The sequence below is a fragment of the Delftia sp. RIT313 genome, assembly GCF_000632165.1.
GTDB classification, from domain to species: Bacteria; Pseudomonadota; Gammaproteobacteria; order Burkholderiales; family Burkholderiaceae_C; genus Comamonas; species Comamonas acidovorans.
In genome coordinates, this window is record NZ_JFYT01000035.1 from 62,451 (window position 1) to 80,531 (window position 18,081).

The following is an 18,081-nucleotide window of genomic DNA, read 5'->3' on the forward strand; positions in this document are numbered from 1 at the left end:
AAGACAACAGGAGAGAAACACCCCCATGCAACGCCAAGATTTCCGCACGCTGCAACGCATCGAAGTGCGCTGGTCCGAAGTGGACGCCCAGAAGATCGTCTTCAACGCCCACTACCTGATGTATGCCGACGTGGCCGTCACCGACTACTGGCGCCAGCTGGGTCTGCCCTATGAATCGTCCTTCGCGGCCCTGGGCGGCGAGCTGTTCGTCAAGAAGGCCACCACCACCTACCACGCATCGGCCACGCTGGGCGACGTGCTGCATGTGGGCATACGCTGTGCCAGGCAGGGCAATACCTCGCTGCTGTTCGAGGCCGGCATCTTCCGCGGCATGGAACTGCTCAACACCGTGGAACTGGTCTATGTGTTCGCCGATGCCACCACGCGCCAGCCGCTGCCCGTGCCGCAGCAGCTGCGTGACGTGCTCACGGCCTATGAGGCCGGCCAGAGCGTGGTGCGCGTGGCATCGGGCAGCTGGAACGACCTGGGCCGCGATGCCGAGCGCCTGCGCCTGGCCGTGTTCGTGCACGAGCAAGGCGTGCCGCGCGAGATCGAGATCGACGAGTTCGACCCCGTGGCCCGCCACGCCGTGGTCTACAACGGCCTGGGCCAGCCGATAGCCACCGGCCGCCTGGTCAGCGACAGCCCCGGCGCGGGCAGGATCGGCCGCATGGCCGTGGACCGCAGCGTGCGCGGCGGCCGCTGGGGCCGCATCGTGCTGGACAGCCTGGTCGAAGCCTCCCGCCAGCGCGGTGACCGTGAAGTCGTGCTGCATGCGCAGCGCCATGCCGAGTCGTTCTACCTGCGCGCGGGCTTCACGCCCGAGGGCGAGCCCTATGAAGAGGCCGGCATTCCCCACATCACCATGAGGAAAGCGCTCACCGCCTGAGCTGCAGGCAGCTCAGGCGGTGCAAGGCTCAAATCTCAAATGTCCTCGCGCAACGCGTAGGGCAGGGGCTTGAGCTGCAGCGCCACGGCCTGTGCGGCATCGGCGCGCTGGCCTTCTCCCAGTGCGGCGTGGGCCAGCAGGGGCTGGTCGGCCGAGCTGGTCTGCATGGAGACGATGGCGTCCCAGCCGCCGCCAGGCGCCGGGGCGGCCTGGACCACGGTGCCGGTGGCCTGCTCCAGGTCCTCGGGCGTGAAGACCTCCATGCCGGTGGCCAGCGGCTGCTGTGCATGGGCAAGGTAGGCGCGGCGCTTGAGCGTGCCCCGGAACTGGCTGCGGGCCACCACCTCCTGGCCTGGGTAGCAGCCCTTCTTGAAATTCACGCCTTCCACCGATTCGTAGTTGAGCATCTGCGGCACAAAGGCATCCACCACAGGCGCAGACAGCGTGGCAATGCCGCTGGCGACTTCGCTCCAGAGCCAGTCGGCCTCGCTGAGTGCAGGGCCTTCGGGCAGGGGCGCGCCCACGGGCGCCACGCGCAGGGCGCGCGGCTGGCCGGCGGCCGGGTACAAGGCGATCAGGCTGGCGTCGCCGTCATCGGTCTTGGTCCAGGGCACGGCTGCCGGGCCCAGGGCCTGCGCGGCGGCATCGCCAGCCAGCCCGTGCAGCGTGAATTCGGCCGTGGCGTCGCTGAGCTTGCACTTGGCGCGCAGCACGAACATGGACAGGCGCTTGAGCGTGGGCGCCAGCAGGCTGCGGTCGCACAGCAGCAGGATCTCGTCCTTGTTGCGCTTGAAGCCGATGAAGCTGGCCAGCATGCGGCCCTTGGCCGTGCAGAACGCCGACAGACGCGCATGCTGCAGATCCAGCAGCGCGAAGTCGTTGGTCAGCTGTCCATGCAGGAACTGGGCGGCGTCTTCGCCGAGGGCGCGTATCACGCCGAGATGGGAAACGGAAGCAATGCCGTTCAGTAAAGGCTGGGTCATGGCTGAATTATGATCAGCCGCTCTATTGCTTGCTTGGACCGAGGTTGTGCGCTTTATCTTTCGCGCTTTGATGATGTTGCTGGTGCTGGCCGCCGTGCTGGCCGGTGCCGGCTGGTGGTGGCTGAACCAGCCGCTGCCGCTGGCCCAGCCCACGCTGGAGCTGGAGGTCGAGCCCGGCACCACGCCGCGTGGCGTGGCCCGCGAAGTGGTCAAGGCTGGCGTGCAGACCGATGCGCGGCTGCTGTACGCCTGGTTCCGCGTCTCGGGGCAGGACCGGCAGATCAAGGCCGGCAACTATGAGCTGACCACGGGCCTGACGCCCTATGTGCTGCTGCAAAAACTCGCGCGCGGCGAGGAATCGCTCAAGGCGTTGACCCTGGTGGAAGGCTGGAACTGGCGCCAGGTGCGCGCCGCCCTGGCCCGCGAGGAATTCCTGCGCCAGGAAAGCGCAGGCATGGACGACGCTGCCCTCATGCAGGCCCTGGGCCGCGCGGGCGTGGCGCCCGAGGGCCGCTTCTTCCCCGATACCTATACCTATGCCAAGGGCAGCTCCGACCTGGCCGTGCTGCGCCGCGCCCTGCACGCCATGGACCGGCGCCTGGCCGATGTCTGGGCGCTGCGCTCGGCCGACACGCCGCTCAAGACGCCCGACGAAGCGCTGATCCTGGCCAGCATCGTCGAGAAGGAAACCGGCCGCGCGGCCGACCGCGCACAGATTGCCGGTGTCTTCAGCAACCGCCTGCGCATCGGCATGCTGCTGCAGACCGATCCCACCGTGATCTACGGCCTGGGCGAGAAATTCGACGGCAACCTGCGCCGCCGCGACCTGCAGACCGATACTCCCTGGAACACCTACACCCGCGCGGGCCTGCCGCCCACGCCCATCGCCATGCCCGGCAAGGCCGCCCTCATGGCCGCCGTGCAGCCCGGACAGACCAAGGCGCTGTACTTTGTGGCGCGTGGCGACGGCACCAGCCATTTCAGTGCCTCGCTGGACGAGCACAACCGCGCCGTGAACCGCTACCAGCGCGGCCAGCAAAGCCCTGGGCAAAAGCCCTGAGATATTCCCCCAGGGCTGCTGCGCTTTGCGCAGCGCTTGCGTATCCTCTCTTTCCATATGACCACTGCAACTCCCGCCGGCCTGTTCATCAGCTTCGAAGGCATCGATGGCGCCGGCAAGTCCTCGCACATCGCGTCGCTGGCCCAGGCTTTCCGTGACCAGGGCCGCACGGTGACGCTCACCCGCGAGCCCGGCGGCACGCCGCTGGCCGAAAAGCTGCGCGCGCTGATGCTGCACGACGCCATGGACCCGCTGACCGAGGCGCTGATCGCCTTTGCCGCGCGACGCGACCACCTGGTGCAGGTGATCGAGCCTGCGCTGGCGCGCGGCGAAGTCGTGCTCTGCGACCGCTTCACCGATGCCACCTTTGCCTACCAGGGTGCGGGCCGGGGCTTCGACCTGCAGCCGCTGGCCACGCTGGAGCGCATGGTGCAGACGGGCACCGCCCCCCAGCCCGATCTGCTGCGCGAGCCCCACCTCACGCTCTGGTTCGACCTGCCCGCCGAGGTGGCCGCTGAGCGCCTGGCCTCGGCCCGTGTCCCGGACCGCTTCGAGTCCGAGCCCGGCAGCTTTTTCGCACGCGTGGCCCAGGGCTATGCGGCGCGCGCTGCCGCCGCGCCCCAGCGCTTTGCGCGCATCGACTCCAACGCCAGCCGGCATGCGGTCTGGCAGCAGATCACCCAGGTCATGGTGCGCCGGGGCTGGCTGGCCATCATGGTCGGCGGACAGGCAGGTGCGGCATGAGCGAGTCCCTGCCACAACCGGCCGAGACCGACACCGCCTGGATCGCCGGGCAACGCACGCGCCTGCTGGCCCAGCGCGGCCACGCCTGGCTGCTGCAGGGGCCTTCCGGCCTGGGCCAGTACGCGCTGTCGCTGTCGCTGGTGCGCGCCTGGCTGTGCGAATCGCCGTCGCCCCAGGGGGCCTGCGGCCACTGCGGCAGCTGCCACGCCATCGACGTGCGCGCCCATGCCGATCTGTGCGTGCTCATGCCCGAGGTGCAGATGATGGCGCTGGGCTGGCCGCTGCCCGAAAAGGCCCAGGCCGATATCGACGACAAGAAACGCAAGCCCAGCAAGGAAATCCGTGTCGAGGCCATGCGCGACGCCGTGGAGTTCTGCCAGCGCACCAGCGCGCGCGGGCGCGGCAAGGCCGTGCTGGTCTACCCGGCCGAGCAGATGAACGCCATCACGGCCAATGCGCTGCTCAAGACGCTGGAGGAGCCGCCGGGCGATGCCCGCTTCGTGCTGGCCAGCGAGGCGGCCCACCAGCTGCTGCCCACCATCCGCAGCCGTTGCCTGACCCACACCATGGCCTGGCCCGATCAGCAAGAGGCCCTGGCCTGGCTGCAGGGGCAGGGCGTGGCTCCGGAAGCGGCCGCCGTGGCGCTGCGCGCCGCAGGCGGGCGGCCCGGCGACGCGCTGGCATTGGCGCACAGCGGTGGCGGCAAGGACATGGCCGCATGGTCCCAGTTGCCGCGCGCGCTGGCCAAGGGCGATGTGGCGGCCCTGGCCGCCTATGCTCCGCCCCATGCCGTGGAGGCCTTGCAGAAGATTTGCCACGATCTGATGGCCCTGGCCGCAGGCGCCGCGCCGCGCTACTTCACGCCGGCCGACCTGCCGTCGCGGCCGCTGGACATGGGCCTGCTGGCCGAATGGTCACGTGCCCTGGCCCAGGCTGCGCGCACGGCGGACCACCCCTTCAACGCCGGACTCATGACCGAGGCCCTGGCCGCCGAGGCCCGGCGCGTGCTCATGTCCGGCCAGCCTGCCCGCCAACGCCGGGGATGAGGCGCGGGGAGCAGGGCGTGGCGGCAGTGCAGCAGCGCAGCAGCGCGGCTGGGTGCTTTTCGCCACATGAAAGCCCGTCCTGTTAACCTACAGCCCTGGGCCCGGTGCCGATCGCGCCGGCCGCTCACCGAACCAATGTCTGCAAACCATCCATGAGCACCGCACCCACCACACCCCGTCCCAGCGTGATGCAACTGGCGATCAAGGAAAAGGCCGCGCTGTACGCCGCCTACATTCCCATGTTCGCCGAAGGGGGCGTTTTCGTGCCCACGCAGCGTGAGTACCGTCTTGGCGATGATGTCTACGTGCTGCTGACCCTGCCCGACGAGCCGCAGCGCTATCCCGTGGCCGGCCGCGTGGCGTGGATCACGCCCGCGCGCGCCTCGGGCAACCGCACGCAGGGCATAGGCATACAGTTCCCCAAGGACGAGAAGTCCGCCGAGCTCAAGGCCAAGATCGAGAACATCCTGGGCTCGGCCCTGGCCTCGGACAAGGCCACGCAGACGGTCTGAGTCCTGCGCCTGCCTCTGCCCGCATGCCGACACGGAGGAAATGCTCTCCGGTCGGCATGCCTGTTTCTGAACCACGAGATTCCATGTTTACCGATTCCCACTGCCATCTGAATTTCCCCGAGCTGCAAAGCCGCCTGCCCGAGATCCGCGAGGCCATGGCGGCCGCGCGCGTCACGCGTGCGCTGTGCATCTGCACCACGATGGAGGAATTCGGCGATGTGCACCAGCTGGCGCTGGACCACGACAATTTCTGGGCCACGGTGGGCGTGCACCCCGATACGGAACACATGACCGAGCCCAGCGTGGCCGACCTGGTCGAGCGCGCCGCCCTGGCGCGAGTGGTGGCCATCGGCGAAACGGGACTGGACTACTACGGCATGGAAGACCGCAAGGGCGGGCGCACCATTGCCGACCTGGAATGGCAGCGCGAGCGCTTTCGCGTGCACATCCGCGCGGCGCGCCAGACGCAAAAGCCCCTGGTCATCCACACGCGCAGCGCCTCTGATGACACGCTGGCCATCCTGCGCGAAGAAGGCGAGGACGGCTCGGCAGGCCAGGCCGGCGGCGTGTTCCACTGCTTCACCGAGACCATGGAGGTCGCGCGTGCGGCGCTGGACCTGGGCTACTACATCTCCATGTCGGGCATCGTCACCTTCAAGAACGCCCAGCACCTGCGCGACGTGGCCGCCTTCGTGCCGGCCGACCGCCTGCTGATCGAGACCGACAGCCCCTACCTGGCGCCCGTTCCCTATCGCGGCAAGACCAACAATCCGTCGTATGTGCCGTACGTGGCGCAGCAGATTGCGCAGGTGCGCGGCATGGCCGTGGAAGACGTGGCGGCCCTGACCAGTGCCAACTTCGACCAGCTGTTCAAGGGGGTTGTCGCATGCGACTGAATGCTGCGGCCAGTGGCCGCGTGGGCGTGGACCGGCGCCGTTGGCTGGCCCAGGCCGGTCAGGCCGTGGTGGCCCTGGCCGCAGCCAGCGGCGGGCTGGCGCATGCCAGCCAGTACGACGACTACGTGCGCGCCATCATCAGCGACAACGAGCGCGCCATGGTCAACCTGATCTTTCGCGGCTTCGACCCCAACACCCGCGACACGCGCGGCCGCCCGGGCCTGGTAGCGGCCCTGCACCAGGGCTCGCTGGGCGTGTTCGACGTGCTGCTCAAATCCCCGGGCATCAAGGTCAACGAAGCCTCCCAGCAGGGCGAAACGCCGCTGATGATGGCCTGCATCAAAGGCCACCTGGACCTGGCAAAGGAACTCATACGCCGGGGCGCCGATGTCAACCGCCCCGGCTGGACACCGCTGCACTACGCCACCTCGGCCGACCTGCCAAAGACGCTGGACATCGTCAAGCTGCTGCTGGACAACAGCGCCTACATCGACGCCGACTCGCCCAACGGCACCACCCCGCTGATGCTGGCCGCCCAATACAGCAGCGAAGCCGTGGTGGACCTGCTGATCAAGGAGGGCGCCGACGTCGTCCTGCGCAACCAGCGTGGCTTCACCGCCGCCGACTTTGCCCGGCAGGTGGACCGCCAGTACATGGTCGACAAACTCACCAAGGCCATCAAGGCCGAACGCAAGACCCAGCCTTCGCGCGGAAGCTGGTAGCCGCAGGCCAGGCGGGTGGCACTGCCGGTGCTGCCGCTGTCCACATCAGGTTGTGTGATTCCTGCTCAATCGGGCGTACAGGCCGTCCCGCGCCAGCAGCTCGGCATGCGTGCCCTGCTCGGCAATGCGGCCGCGCTCCATCACCACCACGCGGTCGGCATGCTCGATGGTCGAGAGCCGGTGGGCGATGACCAGGGTCGTGCGGCCCTGCATCAGCCGCGTCAGCGCCTCCTGCACCAGGCGCTCGGATTCGTTGTCCAGGGCCGAGGTGGCCTCGTCCAGGATCAGGATGGGCGCATCCTTGTACAGCGCCCGCGCAATCGCCAGCCGCTGGCGCTGGCCCCCCGATAGCTGGCTGGCGTTGTGGCCCACCACCGTCTGCAGGCCGTTGGACAGGCCGCGCACATGGGAGCCCAGATTGGCGGCATCCAGCGCGGCCCACAGCTGGGCCTCGTCTTCCACCCCGCCCAGCGCCACGTTGGCGGCAATGGTGTCGTTGAACATCACCACGTCCTGGCTGACCATGGCGAACTGCTGGCGCAGCGCGGCCAGATCCCATTCGGGCAGGGGCGTTCCGTCCAGCAGCAACTGGCCGCCCGTGGGCTGCAAAAAGCGTGGCAGCAGGTTCACCAGCGTGGTCTTGCCCGCGCCGGAGGGGCCGACCAGGGCCACCACCTCGCCCGGGCGCACGCGCAGGTTCACATGGCTCAGGGCGGGTGCCTTGTCCTCGCCAAACTGCACGGACACGTCGCGCAACTCGATCTCGCCGCGCGCCTTGCCGGGCACCTGCGTGCCGCCGGTCTCGTCGCCCGAGCCCTCCAGCAGATGCAGGCCCCGCTCCAGCGCAGCCACGCCACGCGTGATGGGGTTGGCCACATCGGCCAGGCGTCGGATGGGGGCAATCAGCATCAGCATGGCCGTGATGAAGGCCGCAAAGCTGCCCACCGTCACATCCTGCACATTGGCCGCAGCTGCGCCCGTGCCCCGGCTTTGCCACAGCGCAATGCAGATCACGGCCGACAGGGCGGCGGCGGCCAGCAACTGGGTCAGCGGCGTCATGGCCGCCGAGGCGATGGTGGCCTTGATGGCCAGCTTGCGCAGCTGCCCGCTCAGGCCGCCAAAGCGCTTTTGCTGGCCCTGTTGCGCGCCATGCAGGCGCACCATGCGGTGGGCCAGAACGTTCTCTTCCACCACATAGGCCAGGGAATCGGTGGCCTCCTGGCTGATCTTGGTGATGCGGTACAGGCGGCGCGACAGCGTCTTCATGATCCAGGCCACGCCCGGCACCACGGCCGCCACCACCAGCGTCAGCTGCCAGTTCAGATACAGCAGGTAGCCCAGCAACGCCACCAGCGTGAAACCGTCGCGCGAGATGCCCAGCATGGCCTGCACCAGCAGCGTGGAGCCGGTCTGCACCTCATAGACCACGGTATTGGACAGCGATGAGGCCGATTGGCGCGAGAACAGCGCCATATCGGCCGCCAGCAGCCGCTCGAACAGGCGCTTGCGCAGCGCCAGCATGCCCTCGTTGGCAATGCGCGCCAGCGCGTACTGGCCCACGAACTGCGACAGACCCCGCACCAGGAACACGCCGATGATGGCCAGCGGCACCGACCACAGTGGCAGCGTGCCGTCGGTGAAGCCGCTGTCCAGCAGCGGCTGCAGCAGGGCAGGGATCAATGGCTCGGTGACCGCGCCCACCAGCGTGGCAGCCACGGCCAGCGTCCAGGCCAGGCGCTGGCCACCAAAGTAGGGTGACAGACGCTTGAGGCGCTGCGACAGGGTCAGGGTGCTGGCGAGATCAAGGGCCGCCGGTGCGGCGGACGGCGCAGGGGCCGGCGGCGGTGAGGATGGTGCTTGCATGAAGCGCGGATTTTACGGCGGGCTTGCCTGTGGCTGCCTCATGGGGAACTGATGCGGCTGCCGGGGATCGAGAAAGCCTGGGCCGACAGACCCTACAGTGCACGTTCTTACATCGTGACGCATCCAGTGTGTGTAACATTCGCACCTGTGCAAGTACCGGGGTCTTCCCGTAGATATTGATGAATGCCAATGACTATTGACCGACTCCTTTCTCCCTCCTCCCTGGCGGCCGTGCCGCGCACTTCGCGCCGAACCCTGCTGGCCGCTCTCGCCTCAACCCCCGCAATTCCCGCGCTGGCCCAGTTCCGCGTCGAAGTGACGGGCGTGGGCCTGACCCAGTTGCCCATCGCCATTGCAGCATTCAAGGGAGAAGGGCAGGCGCCCCAGAAGATCTCGGCCATCATCCAGGCTGACCTGGAGCGCAGCGGTCAATTCCGCGCCGTGGACACGGCCGGCGTGCAACTGGACGAAACCTCGCGCCCCGACGTTGCCATGTGGCGCCAAAAGAGCGCTGACTCGCTGGCCGTGGGCAGCATCACGCGCCTGGCCGATGGCCGCTACGACGTGCGCTTTCGCCTCTGGGACGTGGTCAAGGGCCAGGACCTGGGCGGCCAGGGCTTTGCCGTCACCACCGGCGACCTGCGCCTGGTGGCCCACCGCATCTCCGACTACATCTACGAAAAACTCACGGGCGAGAAGGGCGTGTTCTCCACGCGCATCGCCTACGTGACCAAGGCGGGCAGCAACTACCGCCTGTGGGTGGCCGATGCCGATGGCGAGAACGCCCAGTCGGCCCTCTCCAGCCCGGAACCCATCATCTCGCCTGCCTGGTCGCCCACAGGCACCCAACTGGCCTACGTGTCCTTCGAGTCGCGCAAGCCCGTGGTCTATGTGCACGATGTGGCCAGTGGCCGCCGCCGCCTGGTTGCCAACTTCCGGGGCTCCAACAGCGCACCGGCCTGGTCGCCTGACGGCAACTCCCTGGCCGTCACGCTCAGCCGCGATGGCGGCTCGCAGCTGTACCTGATCAGCGCCCAGGGCGGCGAGCCGCGCCGACTGATGCAAAGCAGCGGCATCGACACCGAGCCGAACTTCTCCAGCGATGGCCGCTCCATCTACTTCGTCAGCGACCGTGGCGGTGCTCCGCAGATCTACAAGGTGCCAGCCTCGGGCGGCAGTGCGGAACGCGTCACCTTCACCGGCAACTACAACATCTCGCCCAGCGTCAGCCCCGATGGAAAGTGGCTTGCCTACGTCTCGCGCGTGGGCGGCGGCTTCAAGCTCCACGTCATGGACCTGGGCACCGGCACAGTGAATGCCATCACCGACACCACGGCCGACGAAAGCCCCAGCTTCGCTCCCAACAGCCGCCTGATCGTCTACGCCACCCTGCAGCAGGGCCGCGAGTCCCTGATGACCACCACGCTCGACGGCAAGATCAAGGCGCGGCTGGCAGGGCAGGGCGGAGACATCCGCGAGCCCGACTGGGGTCCGTTCCAGCGCCAGTGACAGCCGGCTTCCCCGATTTCTTTTCAGTCAACCAGTCAACTCAGCACGAAGTCCACCCGGACATACGGAGATTTTTCATGATCACCATCAAACGACTTTCCCTGGCACTTGCAGTCACCGCACTCATGGCCGGTTGCAGCTCGGGCGTCAAGCTTGACGAAACCCCGGTCACCGACGCGGGCGCCACCAGCACGGGCCAGGGCAGCGGCGCCGGCACCGGCAGCACCTCGCAAAGCGGCATCTCGGGCGTGGACCTGACCGGCTCGGCCGCCGACAAGGCAGGTCCCCAGGGCGTCAGCCGCGTCGTCTACTTCGACTTCGACAGCTACGTCGTCAAGGCCGACGCCCAGCCTCAGATCGAAGCCCACGCACGCTTCCTGAAGGCATCTTCCGCTCGCAAGGTCCAGATCGAAGGCCACACCGACGAGCGCGGCGGCCGCGAATACAACCTGGCCCTGGGCCAAAAGCGCGCCGAAGCCGTGCGCCGCTCGCTGGGCCTGCTGGGCGTCAGCGATGCGCAAATGGAAGCCGTGAGCTACGGCAAGGAAAAGCCTGCCTCCGAAGGCCATTCCGAAGACGCCTACGCGCAAAACCGCCGCGCTGAACTGTCCTACCGTTGATGAACATGCAGCGCTCCCCGATCCTGCATCGCACCGCGCTGCGTACGCTGCTGGCAGCTGGCCTGATGGCCGGCTACGCCGCCAGCGGCCATGCCGCACTGTTCGGCGATGACGAGGCGCGCCGCGCCATCCTGGAAATGCGCCAGCGCGTCGACAGCATGCAGCAGTCGCAGCAGCGCATGACCGAGGAAAGCTCGCAAACGCGCCGTGGCCTGCTCGAACTGCAGTCGCAGATCGAGCAGCTCAAGTCCGAGCAAGCCAAGCTGCGCGGCCAGAACGAGCAGTTGCTGCGCGATGTGGCCGAGCTGCAGCGCGGCCAGCGCGACATTGCCAAGGGCGTGGACGAGCGCCTGCGCCAGTTCGAGCCCGTCACGGTGACGGTGGACGGCCAGGAATTCGCAGCCGACCCGGCAGAGAAGCGCGACTTCGAAGCCGCCCTGGCGCAGTTCCGCGCAGGCAGCTTTGCCGAAGCCGGCACGGCGTTCTCGTCCTTCCTGAACCAGTGGCCCAAGAGCGGCTATGTGCCCTCGGCACGCTTTTGGCTGGGCAACGCGCAGTACGCCAATCGCAACTACAAGGACGCGATCACCAACTTCCGCGCGCTGCTGGCAGCAGCCCCCATGCACGGCCGGGCGCCGGAGGCGGCACTGTCCATCGCCAACTGCCAGATCGAGATGAAGGACACCAAGGGCGCGCGCAAGACGCTGGAAGACCTGATCAAGGCCTATCCCAACGCCGAAGCCACGGCTGCGGCCAAGAACCGTCTCGCCAGCCTCAAGTGATGAACGACACGGTCTCTTCATCCCTTCCGGAAGAAGACAAGACAGCGCCTGAAGCAGGCGCTGTTTTTTCTGATGCCGACCTGCAGCGCCGCTTCGGCGGCCTGGAGCGCCTGTATGGCGTGCCGGGCGCCGCGCGCATCCGAGCCGCGCACGTCGTCGTGGTGGGCATCGGCGGCGTGGGCTCCTGGACCGCCGAGGCGCTGGCGCGCAGCGGCGTGGGTGAGCTCACTCTGATCGACATGGACCATGTCGCCGAGTCCAACATCAACCGCCAGATTCACGCGCTCTCCACCACCGTGGGCCAGGCCAAGATCGAAGCCATGCGCGAGCGCATCGCCCAGATCAACCCCGCCTGCCGCGTGCACTGCATCGACGACTTCGTTGACCCGGACAACTGGCTGCGCCTGCTGCCCCAGGACGCCGACGCCGTCATCGACGCCTGCGACCAGGTCAAGGCCAAGACCGCCATGGCCGCCCATGCGCGCGCCACGCGGCAATGCTTCATCGCCGTGGGTGCAGCGGGCGGCAAGCGCCTGGCTCACAAGGTCGATATCGACGACCTCAGCGCCACCACGCACGACCCGCTGCTGGCACAACTGCGCTACCGCCTGCGCCGCGAACACGGCGCACCCAAGGAAGGCAAGCGCATCGGCATCGCCTGCGTCTTCAGCCGCGAGGCCGTCGCCCCGCCCGATGCCTCTTGCGCCATCGAAGGCGACGGCACGCTCAACTGCCACGGCTACGGCTCGGTAGTGGCGGTCACCGCCACCTTCGGCCAGTGCGCCGCAGGCTGGGTCATCGATCAACTGAGCCGCATCAAGAATTGAAGCGTAAATTTTGGTGCTAGAATCTATGTCTTCGCTAAGCAGCATCTGATGCATGCAAAGCGTGGTTCGGGTCTTTAGCTCAGTCGGTAGAGCAGCGGACTTTTAATCCGTTGGTCGCGAGTTCGAATCTCGCAGGACCCACCAAAGAACACAAGGCCCCGTAGCAATACGGGGCCTTTTTTCTTTGCTATCGAAGAAGTAGCAAAACGGAGCAGAGATTTGCGGCCCGTGTTCCGCAATTCTGGGCGTGTTCCGCAATGCACCGAACAGGCTTCACCTTCTTGCCCACCTTGTGGCGGATGCACTGGGCTGTCATCCCCTCCGTCGTGTGCCCCAGCAGCGCCTGGGCGTGGCGTATCCCGCCGTCGTCATCCACAGTGGTGGTGGCCGTGGCGCGCAGGTCCCGAAACTGGAATTGCGCCTTGGGAATGCCGGCGGCATCCCGAGCTGCGTCGAAGCGGTCGCGGAGCATGTTCTTTGTCAGCGGCTGGCCCGCCTCGTTCACAAGCAGCTGCGCGGTGTCCGCTTTGACCTGGGCTTTGTACGCCTGGATCTCGGCCAGCAGCTCCTGAAGTGCGCCTGTTACCTCGATGCGCAGCTTGGCGGCTGTCTTGCCCTGGCGGACGTGGAGCATGCCGCCGGCAATGTGGTCGGTGCTCATACGCAGCACGTCGGCCGGGCGCTGGCCAGTGAGGAGCGCCAAGTGGACAGCGAACCGCAGGGATACTGCGGCCTTCTCCAGCAGCCGAGCCATCAGGTCGTCGCCGACTACGACATCCCGCCCATCCTCCCGGAAGCCTCGCATGCCTGCGCAGGGGTTGGAGGCCTTCGTGAGGCCCTGTTCCCGGGCAAAGTTCCACATGTGCGAGAACAGGGACTTCTCCCGATTGGCGCGCACCTGGCCGATGGAATCCGGAATCGTCTGAGCCGGTAGTCCAACTTGCCTGAGGGCGCAATGCGGGGGGAGTGACTTGGCTCATGCTGGTCCAGAACACAGAAAGCCAGCTCTGTGGCTGGCTTTTTGAAGAAGGAGAGATCAGGACAGCGCACTTGACGCGCTGTGCTCATGCACGGAAAAAAAGCCACTGTGGAGTGGCTTTAATTTGATTGACAAAGGTTTGCCTAGCTAAGCATCTCGATTTATTTGCTTTTCTTCTTCATAAATCCTTCGTTCCTCTCTGGATAAAGGGTCATTCTTTCTTTTGCTATCAAGTGCTTCTATCTGAACTCCTGGAGAAAAGATACTCTTGACGGAATCCCAAAAGACTTCCCATGGGGTGCGAGGTTGTGAAAGCATATTAAACTCCAATTATCTTCCGTTGAGGTAGGGAGGAGGTGTGTCCCGCAGTTCAGCAGAATCCAAATTTATAGTAAATTCTGTGTCCCAATCGCTGATTTTTTTCTTGCGTGGTGGGTCAGGTGTGCGGAAATAGTCATCGTTAGATACAGCATGACTATCAACATCTGGAAGAGAATATTTATTTTGGCGGCTAAATGAGCCTTTTGTGTCTTTGACTTTCATGTGGACCTCCGGTCCTGTGTGTTGACCGAAAACGACCAACTTTTTTCACACTACTCTGATTTCCAGCGGAAAACCGTTTGGGTAACAACAATTACCTATATGTAGAAGCGGATCAGGGCAGCGAAGCCCGTCGCGAGAGGGCGCGTCTCGCGCCCTGCATCCATGCCCTCAGGAAATGTCAGGAACTGCTCGCGGTCTTTGCAAACGATCCATCTCGGGGGCTGTTATGAAGGAAAAAAAAACTGGCAGTCTCGCATCCCGGAGCTTGGGGGAGCCGCCTAGACTTGGCGCGCACCCCCTTGCGTGGTGTATGGGCCGGTCGTTGCTTAACTGTTGGCCGTTCTTATAAGACGCTGCTTCCGGACCTTGCGGTATCTCCAGGCCGCAGGCAGGCTTGGCTGCGCGAGAAGGTACCAAGACAGCGTGCTGCACGCGCTGCGCTCATGCTTCTCGATATGTGTACGCGGATGTAATACAGCTTCCAAAGGAACAAAAATAGGCGCCCAATGAAACTGCTCATTGGCAATTTCGTTTCCTCCAGAGGCGTTCCTTAATTTGAAATTCGGGAGAAAATGTTATGGATCAAAGAATAAGTGAGCTCGAGCTAGGGGCATTGCACGTTTGGCATGCAAGCATGGTGCTGCTGGCACGCCGTGGCGAGATGCTTGGAATTTCTGTATATGAAGCACCTGCGATCGCAAGTCTAGCCGCACGCTGTGAGTCCCCATATCACATGCTAGTGATAGAGGTAGACGATCCTTGGGATGTGTCCACCCAAAATCGCATTCGCGCGAGCCTTAGCAGGTTTACGGCATAGGTTCGTCTGCGTTTAAAACACTCAGACTCTCGCCATTTTGTCGTATAAATGACATGTTGGCAAAAAATTCCCTTTTCTGGTGCATGCAATAACCACAATGCTTGTGATAGATGTTAAATGGCTAATGGGCCTAGATGTTGAATTGCATTTGTCTTATAGCGCTCACCAGTACAGAAGCTCATGCTGTGTCAATGACCACACCTGGTAAAAAATCCCCTGGCCAAGTGCCCACATCCTCTTCTCGTAACAGGTTTTCCACGCGCAGGACACTCTACATCGGCATCGCTGTGGTAGTTGTTGCTCTTCTGATTACGCTTGTTCCCTGGTAGATGATCACGGCTGCTTTTGCGAGCTGTACGTAACAGCCTTGCGGGGAAGTGCGATCCCAAAAAGGCCTCTATGAAGAGGTTTAGGGGATAGATTATAAAAACAGAGTGGTTCAGATGGATGAAAAAGAGCCCGCATTCAGCGGGCTTTTCTACGATTATCATTATATCGGTCTGTGATATTTATCCTCGCGTCTCTCTATATGTGCATTGTGCCTATTGATGTGTTCATGCTGAGAAGATGCTTGGCTGTACGACGGGGTGTTGAGATTGTTTTGAAGCTCTTCTTCGTATATTAATATATCTTCTTTAGACAAGGGGTAATCTTGCTCAGTGGTTTCCGTGGGATCTAGGTGCGCTTTGCGAGAAAATACGGTTTTTATAGAATCCCAGAATTTTTCAAAAGGGGTACGAGGGAGTAAGAACATATTGGCCTCCAGTGCGCAAGCCATTTAGAGCGGGCGGGCATATCTGTCGTTCGCGCAATATGGCAGATTTAAGAGCGACCAGAGATCCTGTATTCCACCAGCTGCGCATTATTTTGTGCGGTGGATCAGGAGTGTGGGAGTAATCATCTCTTGATACGGAATGGCTATCAACATCAGGTAGCGAAAAACTTTCGATGTGGATGGTTGAATAAGATTTTTTTCTTAATTTCATGTGAACCTCCGGTTTGGATCGTTGGTCAAAGATGACTGACTTTTCACACTACTCTGATTTTCGCGTTAAAACCGTTTGCGTAACAATAATTACCTATATGTAGTAGCGTTTCATGGCGTCGAAGGACATTAAAAGAGGGCGCAAGGCACTCCCTGTGCTTCCGGTTATCAGGAAATCATCAGGAAACTCTCACGGTGTTTACCTGTTCGCGTTTGTCCGGGACATCCGCGGTCTGTAGCATTCGTCGGAACTTTCGAAGGTCCGAGATCTTCTTGTCCAGAGCCTTCGCTGCGCCATGAGCCCTGGCCAGCGGCACATCCGCCAACACTCCATCAGCATCCTCTCCGCGCTGAACCCGGGCTTTGAACTCGTTCTCGCTGATGTGGATCCGCTTGAGGTTCTCGTATTAGGCGTTGCTCTGGCCGTTGGCGCCGCGCGTGTTCCCGTAGAGGCGACCTGCCAGAACACGACAAGGCTCGCCGTCGAGATGATGCCGTCGTTCGCGCCCAGCACTGCAGCGCGCAGCCAACCTACGTGAGCGGTTCATGGCGCTCAGGATGCGTTCGATAGTGGAATGACTTCATAGGCATGTTTTCGTCAACGCGAGGAGCGCCAGGCAGTATGCAGCAGCGTGTTGTCGTGTGGGATGTAGTGATTATTTTCATGGCTTCTCTAGTGTGGAATAAATGTCCATTAAGCTTTATCAGCCTTCGGATAATGCCATGGATTTTTTTATTCGATCGATAGCCGCAACTACGCCCGCCTCGAAATCTCTCCAGTTTTTTACGCCAGAGTGACGCATTTCATTCATCTTCTCATCTGCGGATTTAATCTCGGTATGCATTCTATTAATGTGCATCTGAATATTTACTTTGGCATCGGAGCTTGCCAAGTCATATTTCTTCTCAAGTTCTGATACCGCTGCCTTCCCTTTGGATATCTCCTTTCCGGCATTTGCTAAGAACTGCTCGCGAACCATTGCCTCGTTGGTATAGGTGAATGCTGGCATGTCCTTTACACTTTGTTTTGTAGCCCCCATGATAATCAGTTTTCCTGATATTTCATTAATTTCACGGATTGGAATGGCCACATCATGTTGTCCTATTCCGACAAACCCTCCGGCACTCACGATGGCATAAGTCACGTTCTTGTCAGGTGAAATAATAAGATCATCTACTCTGCCAACTTTTCCTCCAGTGTCGTTAAATATAAACTTCCCTATCAATGATTTCTTTGCGCTCCATCCCACGGCGGCGCTGGTGGTTTGGGAGGTCTTAACATCCATTGTGGTAGTTGATCCTGCAATTTGTGCCCTTGCTGTTGCAGCAGAAGCTAGGACAGCGGCTAATGCCAGAACGGCAAGAAAATGGTGTGAATGTTGATTTTTCATGATGAGGTTCTCCAAAACGTACCACATCGGGTGTTGGATGTTTGGTGTACGTTTTATCGCTTTTATACTTATCAAGTAGCTCTGTCTGTACGCGAACGTACAGTGGCTTTTTTAACCCTGACACCCTTGATGCAGAAATTTCTCTGGAAATATTTCAAGTGTGTGCTGGCGCACAGACATGATTTTAGGTTAGGCATATTATTCTGATTGTTGAAGCATCTAGGAATTACCATGAAAACTGACACACAATTACAGCAAGATGTAATGGCGGAGTTGAAGTGGGAGCCTTCTGTGCACGCATCCCAGATTGGTGTAGAGGTCAAGGATGGCGTTGTCACTTTGGCTGGAGAGGTCAGTAGCTATTTGGAAAAATGGGGGGCTGAAAGGGCCGTGCAACGTGTGGTAGGTGTTAGAGCCTTGGCGATCGACATGACTGTCAAGTTGTCGCAAATGGGAAAGAGAACTGATACCGATATCGCGGCATCCGCGCGAAACGTGCTTAGCTGGACGAATTCGATTCCTATCGACACCGTTCAGGTCCTTGTAGAAGATGGTTGGATTACCTTGTCTGGGGAAGTGGTTTGGAACTATCAGCGTAGCGATGCTGCCGACAGAGTGCGCCTCTTGCCGGGAGTGCGCGGTGTGAGCAACCAAATTTCCATCAAACCCAGGGCTTCAGCCATCGTCGTAAAGTCAGAAATCGAGGATGCCATCAAGCGTCGTGCGACTTCTGATACGAAAACGATTGTTGTTGATGTCACGGGTGGCGATGTGACGTTAACAGGGACTGTCCGTAGTTGGACGGAGCGTGATCTCGTAGTTCATTCTGCCTGGGGAAGCCCGGGTGTCCGCCAGGTATTTGACAGGATGACCATCATCTGACAATTTTGGCGAAGGCCGGGGGCATGAATCG

At 62.6% G+C, this 18,081-nt stretch carries 17 protein-coding genes, 1 tRNA gene and 1 pseudogene; 13 read left to right on the forward strand and 6 right to left on the reverse strand.

Translation table 11 applies throughout. The features are described from left to right. Positions 1–25: 25 nt before the first annotated feature. Positions 26–889, forward strand: a complete 864-nt coding sequence (locus tag BW39_RS07750) for a YbgC/FadM family acyl-CoA thioesterase (protein WP_043820894.1) — start codon at positions 26–28, stop codon at positions 887–889. 35 nt (positions 890–924) lie between these two features. On the opposite strand, the gene ygfZ is transcribed toward BW39_RS07750, so the two are convergent. Then, complete coding sequence (gene ygfZ / locus BW39_RS07755) at positions 925–1,872, reverse strand: CAF17-like 4Fe-4S cluster assembly/insertion protein YgfZ (RefSeq protein ID WP_043820895.1); 948 nt, start codon at positions 1,870–1,872, stop codon at positions 925–927. Between the two features lie 46 nt (positions 1,873–1,918). Between ygfZ and mltG the strand changes: the two genes are divergently transcribed. The 6 genes from mltG to BW39_RS07785 all read left to right on the forward strand — a co-directional run bounded on the left by mltG (position 1,919) and on the right by BW39_RS07785 (position 6,852). Next, positions 1,919–2,932, forward strand: a complete 1,014-nt coding sequence (gene mltG / locus BW39_RS07760; RefSeq protein ID WP_080736847.1) for an endolytic transglycosylase MltG — start codon at positions 1,919–1,921, stop codon at positions 2,930–2,932. Between the two features lie 57 nt (positions 2,933–2,989). Further along, the gene (gene tmk / locus BW39_RS07765) at positions 2,990–3,676 is read left to right on the forward strand and encodes a dTMP kinase (protein WP_012205226.1); all 687 of its coding nucleotides are present in this window, start codon (positions 2,990–2,992) and stop codon (positions 3,674–3,676) included. Continuing rightward, positions 3,673–4,722: a DNA polymerase gene (locus BW39_RS07770; RefSeq protein ID WP_043820898.1), complete on the forward strand. Its 1,050-nt coding sequence runs from the start codon at positions 3,673–3,675 to the stop codon at positions 4,720–4,722. The genes tmk and BW39_RS07770 overlap by 4 nt, the downstream gene beginning before the upstream one ends. 152 nt (positions 4,723–4,874) lie before the next feature. Next, positions 4,875–5,234 (forward strand): PilZ domain-containing protein, encoded by a 360-nt coding sequence (locus BW39_RS07775; RefSeq protein ID WP_012205228.1) that lies wholly within the window; start codon positions 4,875–4,877, stop codon positions 5,232–5,234. An 83-nt stretch (positions 5,235–5,317) separates the two neighbouring features. Next, a complete protein-coding gene (locus BW39_RS07780) occupies positions 5,318–6,130 on the forward strand; it encodes a TatD family hydrolase (RefSeq protein ID WP_034392844.1) in 813 nt (270 codons plus the stop codon). Beyond that, positions 6,121–6,852: an ankyrin repeat domain-containing protein gene (locus BW39_RS07785; RefSeq protein ID WP_043820900.1), complete on the forward strand. Its 732-nt coding sequence runs from the start codon at positions 6,121–6,123 to the stop codon at positions 6,850–6,852. Before BW39_RS07780 ends, BW39_RS07785 begins: the two co-directional genes overlap by 10 nt. Before the next feature lie 45 nt (positions 6,853–6,897). Here BW39_RS07785 and msbA read toward each other — a convergent pair whose 3' ends face one another. Next, positions 6,898–8,715 (reverse strand): lipid A export permease/ATP-binding protein MsbA, encoded by a 1,818-nt coding sequence (gene msbA, locus BW39_RS07790; RefSeq protein WP_043820903.1) that lies wholly within the window; start codon positions 8,713–8,715, stop codon positions 6,898–6,900. Between the two features lie 189 nt (positions 8,716–8,904). Between msbA and tolB the strand changes: the two genes are divergently transcribed. From tolB to BW39_RS07815, 5 genes are all read left to right on the forward strand, one after another. Beyond that, the gene (gene tolB / locus BW39_RS07795; protein WP_013802697.1) at positions 8,905–10,224 is read left to right on the forward strand and encodes a Tol-Pal system beta propeller repeat protein TolB; all 1,320 of its coding nucleotides are present in this window, start codon (positions 8,905–8,907) and stop codon (positions 10,222–10,224) included. A gap of 77 nt (positions 10,225–10,301) precedes the next feature. Further along, the gene (pal, locus tag BW39_RS07800; protein ID WP_013802696.1) at positions 10,302–10,844 is read left to right on the forward strand and encodes a peptidoglycan-associated lipoprotein Pal; all 543 of its coding nucleotides are present in this window, start codon (positions 10,302–10,304) and stop codon (positions 10,842–10,844) included. Further along, a complete protein-coding gene (ybgF, locus tag BW39_RS07805; protein WP_012205234.1) occupies positions 10,844–11,626 on the forward strand; it encodes a tol-pal system protein YbgF in 783 nt (260 codons plus the stop codon). The genes pal and ybgF overlap by 1 nt, the downstream gene beginning before the upstream one ends. Beyond that, positions 11,626–12,453, forward strand: a complete 828-nt coding sequence (locus BW39_RS07810; RefSeq protein ID WP_043820905.1) for a tRNA threonylcarbamoyladenosine dehydratase — start codon at positions 11,626–11,628, stop codon at positions 12,451–12,453. The genes ybgF and BW39_RS07810 overlap by 1 nt, the downstream gene beginning before the upstream one ends. A gap of 68 nt (positions 12,454–12,521) precedes the next feature. After that, positions 12,522–12,597, forward strand: a tRNA-Lys gene (locus BW39_RS07815). Between the two features lie 43 nt (positions 12,598–12,640). On the opposite strand, the gene BW39_RS07820 is transcribed toward BW39_RS07815, so the two are convergent. The 4 genes and pseudogenes from BW39_RS07820 to BW39_RS30145 all read right to left on the reverse strand — a co-directional run bounded on the left by BW39_RS07820 (position 12,641) and on the right by BW39_RS30145 (position 17,168). Next, on the reverse strand, positions 12,641–13,315 hold the full coding sequence (locus tag BW39_RS07820) for a tyrosine-type recombinase/integrase (RefSeq protein WP_152547189.1): 675 nt from the start codon (positions 13,313–13,315) through the stop codon (positions 12,641–12,643). Between the two features lie 447 nt (positions 13,316–13,762). After that, complete coding sequence (locus BW39_RS30860; protein WP_141441616.1) at positions 13,763–13,975, reverse strand: hypothetical protein; 213 nt, start codon at positions 13,973–13,975, stop codon at positions 13,763–13,765. A gap of 2,268 nt (positions 13,976–16,243) precedes the next feature. Next, positions 16,244–16,362, reverse strand: a pseudogene (locus BW39_RS31895) (VIT1/CCC1 transporter family protein); the annotation flags it as partial. A 119-nt stretch (positions 16,363–16,481) separates the two neighbouring features. Next, positions 16,482–17,168, reverse strand: coding sequence for a PRC-barrel domain-containing protein (locus BW39_RS30145; protein ID WP_081816160.1), 687 nt, complete (start codon positions 17,166–17,168; stop codon positions 16,482–16,484). A gap of 231 nt (positions 17,169–17,399) precedes the next feature. On the opposite strand from BW39_RS30145, the gene BW39_RS30150 reads away from it, so the two are divergent. After that, a complete protein-coding gene (locus tag BW39_RS30150) occupies positions 17,400–18,050 on the forward strand; it encodes a BON domain-containing protein (RefSeq protein WP_081816148.1) in 651 nt (216 codons plus the stop codon). The last annotated feature ends 31 nt before the right edge of the window (positions 18,051–18,081 follow it).